Genomic DNA, 4892 nt, shown 5'->3' on the forward strand with positions numbered 1-4892 from the left:
GCATCAGACTACCGCCAAGGAAGCAGCACCCTGTGTTAGCGGCAGCTATGCGAAGCAAAGCGTCAACCCGCCGAAGAGCTACGGCTCAGTAGGAATCCCCGCGCCTAACAGCCGGGGAGGATGTCAACAAGAAAGGAAGAACCAACAAGGAAAGAGGAAAAAGATTAATTATCTTTCTTCACTGATACGATCTTCATTTCACTTTTGACTTTTGACTTTTGACTTTTGACTTCAAATACACTTTTGACTTTTGACTTTTGACTTTTGACTTCACAACTATTCAACTAACTTTTGACTTTTGACTTTTGACTTTTGACTTCAAATACACTTTTGACCTTACTTGGTAAATCCAACATCAGTTCCCTTACCAGCGTGGACTAACGCTAACTTTTCATAACGTTGAGCGTGTTCAATCAAATTAGCAGCTTCTGACTCTGAGATCTCCCTAACTTTTCTTGCAGGTACTCCCACCACCAGAGACAAAGGCGGTATATCCTTAGTGACAATAGATCCAGCTCCCACAATACTACCTGCCCCTACTCGCACGCCATCCAAAATTACAGCTCCAATGCCAATCAAACAACCTTTTTCTATATGAGCTGAGTGAATCACAGCTCGATGTCCAATTGTCACATGGTCTTCCAAAACTGTTACCAAACCAGGGTCTCCATGAAGCACTGCCCCATCCTGGACATTGCTATGGTCTCCAATCATAATCCTTTCTACATCCCCCCGGACAACAGCCCCATACCAAATACTAGCTCCCACTCCTACTTCAACCATACCCATAACTACAGCGTTATCTGCCACAAAAGCAGCTTGGGACAAATCTGGAGGAGACCAAAAAGAGGGCTGATTTGACATGATCTTCGTTAATGTTAGTGATTTTTGCTCGATCAGAATTTTATCAAAAAATAATTCAGCCAGGAAACTTTAGGCAACCTACAAAATTCAATCTAGAAATTATTGAAGTTATTCACAAATTACAACTACATAGTAAACAGCATAGAATATCATAATTGTCAATAGTGGTACGACCCAGCCGAGTTTTTACCCCATAATATAAGTTAAGAGTTTGATTTGACACTCCACGGGTTAAAACCGCGTGGATTCTAAAGGTTGTAAAAACAGGGGATAAATCCGCCTGTTTTTACTTCTCATTAGTTGAGGGACTGTCATTGACCCCTACCTTTAAATCAACCATATCCATTACAGATACAGCTTTCTGAAGATTAAAAGGACATGAAAAACCTAACCACTGACCAATGTTTTGAGAAGCATTCCAATCAGCATTACAAGTGTAACCATCAACACCTGTAAAAGTATGTTTAACCCTCTTACCTATTACACCGTTACGGTGGTCTGATTTGCTAGTGTATGGTGCTGGTACAGACTCTACTGGTACACCTGCAACTCTAGCTTTGTACCTAGTAAATAACTCTAACTGATAAAATGCCCAGTGGTCTCGGTTTTTGCTAGCATCTGACTTATTTTTTCTACGTTGAAGTGAAGTTTGTCTAATACCTGACAAATCCTCAAACCGTAAACCCATGTTGTAGTCTTTGGCAAATTGTACTAATTGCTTGGAAATGACATGATTTATATGAGTCATAATTTTATGCTCATGTCTTTCTATTTCTTTGACTTTCCTGAGCTTTTTCGACTCTTGAAGTTCTGTGCGTAATTTTTGAAATTTACGTCTTAAGCTTTTTACTTGTTTACCGCTCCAAAACTTGCCAAAACTTAATGGTAATGCTGCCACTGCTATATTATTTTGACCTCTATCAACTCCTATCCAACCATTAACTAATCCAGGTTCCGGAACATCCATAGATACCGAGATTAGTGCATACCAAATACCTTTTCGAGATTTGGAGATTTTGAGAGAGCCATTGGCTGCATCTCCATTAATAATTTTTTCTAAAGTTTCTTGGTGTGAAGCTGAATGAACTGTTAAAGGTATTCGTTTTTTCTTACCTCTATATAGACTTAGAGAAACTGTAAATAAATCACCTTGACGACTAACACTATACCCTTGGTTATTTACTTCTATTGGTAAGCGTTTAAATTTTTTTACCTTAGTCTGAGCGCAGGTATTACGAATAGTTTGATTAATCCACATTGAACCTATTTCAATATGATGAAAATCCTTGCTTGTATACTTGCGACGAACTGATTTATCAACACTTAGCAATGTATTGGCCACTTCAGTATTGAGCAAAGTTAGGCGCTCAAACTCTGCTGCTTTACAAGCGTTGAGTCGATAAAAAGGTAGTTTTAGTGTCAAAGTTAATTTACTCATAGGATAATTATAACACAAACCTACACAGTTGTGTAGGATACAATGGGATAAATCCCGTGTCTCATTTTTCACCCAGGGGTTAAAACCGCCTGGCTCTCATCTTTAACTCAAACTTTTGTAGTACTTTAGTAACAACTCTATAGCTATTAGGCTCAGATTCTTTGATCAAGCTAACTATAATTAAGTCACCACGGCTCTCTAGAAACTATGACCCAATTCTCTATCAATCCTGCCCTCCAATACCCAATGTTTGGCCCTGAAATTCAGTGTCCCCACTGTCATCAGACCATACCAGCTCTCACCTTAACAGATACTTATTTATGTCCTCGTCATGGGGCTTTTGAAGTCGATCCAAATACTGCGGAGTTGTATCATCTTCAGTCTGGCCGTCACTGGCGTTTATGGAATGATGAGTGGTATAGGCAACATACTCATCCCGACGGTATTAGGTTTGAAATCCATGAAGCTCTAGATCGACTTTATACTCAAGGATATAGAGCTACTCGTGTGATTATTGCTCAAAGATATCAGGAGTTGGTTAGTACCTATTTGGAACGTAATACCCCCTGGCGTTCTAATTCTGACTCTTCCTGTAAGCCCAAACTTTATGGTTTACCTGTAGAATTTAGTCCCAATCCCAAGGATGATCCTTGCTGGGAAGTAATCAATTTTCAATTGGACAAAGAAGCAGGAGTACCTGTTCGATATCCCTATTTTCGATTGTTTGAATAAGCTATTCGGCATTTAAGAGGGCAGAGGGCAGAGGGCAGAAGACAGAATTCTTATTATAGTCTTCGACACGCTACTCCGTATCTACAAACCCCAGACAATTTTCAGCACCCCTGTTGACAGTGGGGTATTAAACCTGCAAAAGAAAAGATAAATATTGATTTATTGAATATGGTTGATAGCTGAAAAGTCTTTCCCTTTTCAAGAGAAAAGTTATCTTTATTTATTGTCAAAATAAATTCGTCTTAGCTGAGTTCTATTTGGTGTAAAATTAATACTGAAAATCAGGTTGAAAATATTAAACTAGAATGCACCATGCCTCGATTCGGACAGCCAATATTCATCGAGCGATCGCTTTCTATGAAAAACTAGGTTTTACAGTCTGCGAACGCTTTACTACAGGCTATACTTTAGCTTGTTGGATGGAGGGATTAAATGGCAGAATTGAACTGATTGAAATTCCCCAACCAAAACCTGCTCCTGATGCTTTTGGGGATGAGCATTATGTTGGATATTATCATTTATCATTTGATTTGACTCAAAAAACTACAGATTTACCTAGTTGGCTAAATGATTTAAAACAGCAATTTGATGCTGCTAAAATAGCACAACCAGAAATGTTTCAACCATTGAAAATTCTTTTAGAACCCACTCAACAAATGATTGGAAATAATGTTTATGAAGTTGCTTTTATTGCTGACTGTGATGGTTTACCTTTAGAATTTATTAGAAAGTTAAATCCTTAGATTGACATACTCCCCGGCTGTTAGGCACGGGGATTCTCACAAAAAGTGATTCTTTGCTCATCGACACGGCTTACGATCGGCAAGTTGCCCATCATTAGCAGAGGCTGTTGTCTCCCAAAGCGTTCCCTATTACTAGGAGGTTCCCGTATGCCCTACGGTACCTTGATTCCACTCAATACCTATTATTTCTAATCCACGATTCAAGATGTTTCGTGCTGCGTTAGTATCACGACATATTTCAACATGACAGCTAGGGCAAACATGAGTACGAGTTGACAAAGTTTTCTTGACTCTATGCCCACAATTAGAACAATCTTGAGAAGTGAACTTGGGATTTACTGAAACAACTGCTTTACCCCAAATTTTTCCATAATATTCCAACCATTGAGTGAATTGATACCACGCTGCATCAGATATTGACTTTGCCAAATGATGATTTTTGACCATGTTTTGTATCTTCAGGTCCTCATAGACGACAACATCGTTAGATGCCGCTACGCACCGGGCTTGCTTAATGCTCCAGTCTTTACGCTGCCTACTTACCTTCAAGTGACATAACCCTAGTCTCTTTCTAGCTTTGTGGTAATTGTTTGATTGAGGCTGTCTTGGTGCGCGTTCCCTTGCGCCTGTCGGCGACGCGGGGTCACACCCCTTTTTGCCTTTCACAAACTTCTTGCTTAATTGTCGTTGCCGACGTTTTAATTTTTTCTCTGACTTCCTCAAATATTGAGGATAAACAACAGCATTATCATTTTGGTCTTTGTAGAAATATTTTAAGCCTAAGTCAATACCTATAAAATTGCCAGTATAATTTCCTGGCTCTTTTCTTTCAGCATCTAAACAGAACTGACAATAATAGCCATCTGCGCGTCTAATAATTCTCACACGGTTAATTTTCGACCTAAACAAATCCTCTCTTGTTTCTGAATCACAGTACAGAGAAAACTTGCCAGATTTAAACTTGTCAGTAAAACTTATAAACATACAATCATCTGATAATTTGGTGGAGTCGAGTAGGGAATCGCTCCCCCACCCTCTCCTACAAAACCGTGCTTGCAAGTTTCCCTGCACACGGCTCCTCAATTGTTTGACACTTGTCATGTGACCTCTTACCC

The 4892-nt window shown here is 39.3% G+C and carries 5 protein-coding genes; 2 read left to right on the forward strand and 3 right to left on the reverse strand.

Annotation, left to right across the window (positions count from 1 at the left end; genetic code table 11):
- Positions 1-336: 336 nt before the first annotated feature.
- Together F6K54_RS40340 and F6K54_RS40345 are read right to left on the reverse strand one after the other, a co-directional pair.
- Complete coding sequence (locus F6K54_RS40340; protein ID WP_293090012.1) at positions 337-864, reverse strand: gamma carbonic anhydrase family protein; 528 nt, start codon at positions 862-864, stop codon at positions 337-339.
- A gap of 286 nt (positions 865-1150) precedes the next feature.
- Positions 1151-2302: a transposase gene (locus tag F6K54_RS40345; protein ID WP_293090013.1), complete on the reverse strand. Its 1152-nt coding sequence runs from the start codon at positions 2300-2302 to the stop codon at positions 1151-1153.
- 207 nt (positions 2303-2509) lie between these two features.
- On the opposite strand from F6K54_RS40345, the gene F6K54_RS40350 reads away from it, so the two are divergent.
- Entirely contained in the window at positions 2510-3034 is a 525-nt protein-coding gene (locus tag F6K54_RS40350; protein WP_293090015.1) for a TIGR02652 family protein, read from the forward strand.
- 305 nt (positions 3035-3339) lie between these two features.
- On the forward strand, positions 3340-3777 hold the full coding sequence (locus tag F6K54_RS40355) for a VOC family protein (protein WP_293090016.1): 438 nt from the start codon (positions 3340-3342) through the stop codon (positions 3775-3777).
- Between the two features lie 132 nt (positions 3778-3909).
- Here the strand turns inward: F6K54_RS40355 and F6K54_RS40360 are convergent.
- On the reverse strand, positions 3910-4892 hold a 983-nt coding region (locus tag F6K54_RS40360; RefSeq protein WP_293090018.1), incomplete at its 5' end, for a transposase.

It is taken from the genome of Okeania sp. SIO3B5, from assembly GCF_010692555.1.
GTDB lineage: Bacteria > Cyanobacteriota > Cyanobacteriia > Cyanobacteriales > Microcoleaceae > Okeania.

Excerpts from the sequence above, each read along its gene's own strand:
- F6K54_RS40340 (WP_293090012.1), bottom strand. The coding sequence starts at position 864 with ATGTCAAATCAGCCCTCTTTTTGGTCTCCTCCAGATTTGTCCCAAGCT.
- F6K54_RS40345 (WP_293090013.1), bottom strand. The coding sequence starts at position 2,302 with ATGAGTAAATTAACTTTGACACTAAAACTACCTTTTTATCGACTCAAC.
- F6K54_RS40350 (WP_293090015.1), top strand. The coding sequence starts at position 2,510 with ATGACCCAATTCTCTATCAATCCTGCCCTCCAATACCCAATGTTTGGC.
- F6K54_RS40355 (WP_293090016.1), top strand. The coding sequence starts at position 3,340 with ATGCACCATGCCTCGATTCGGACAGCCAATATTCATCGAGCGATCGCT.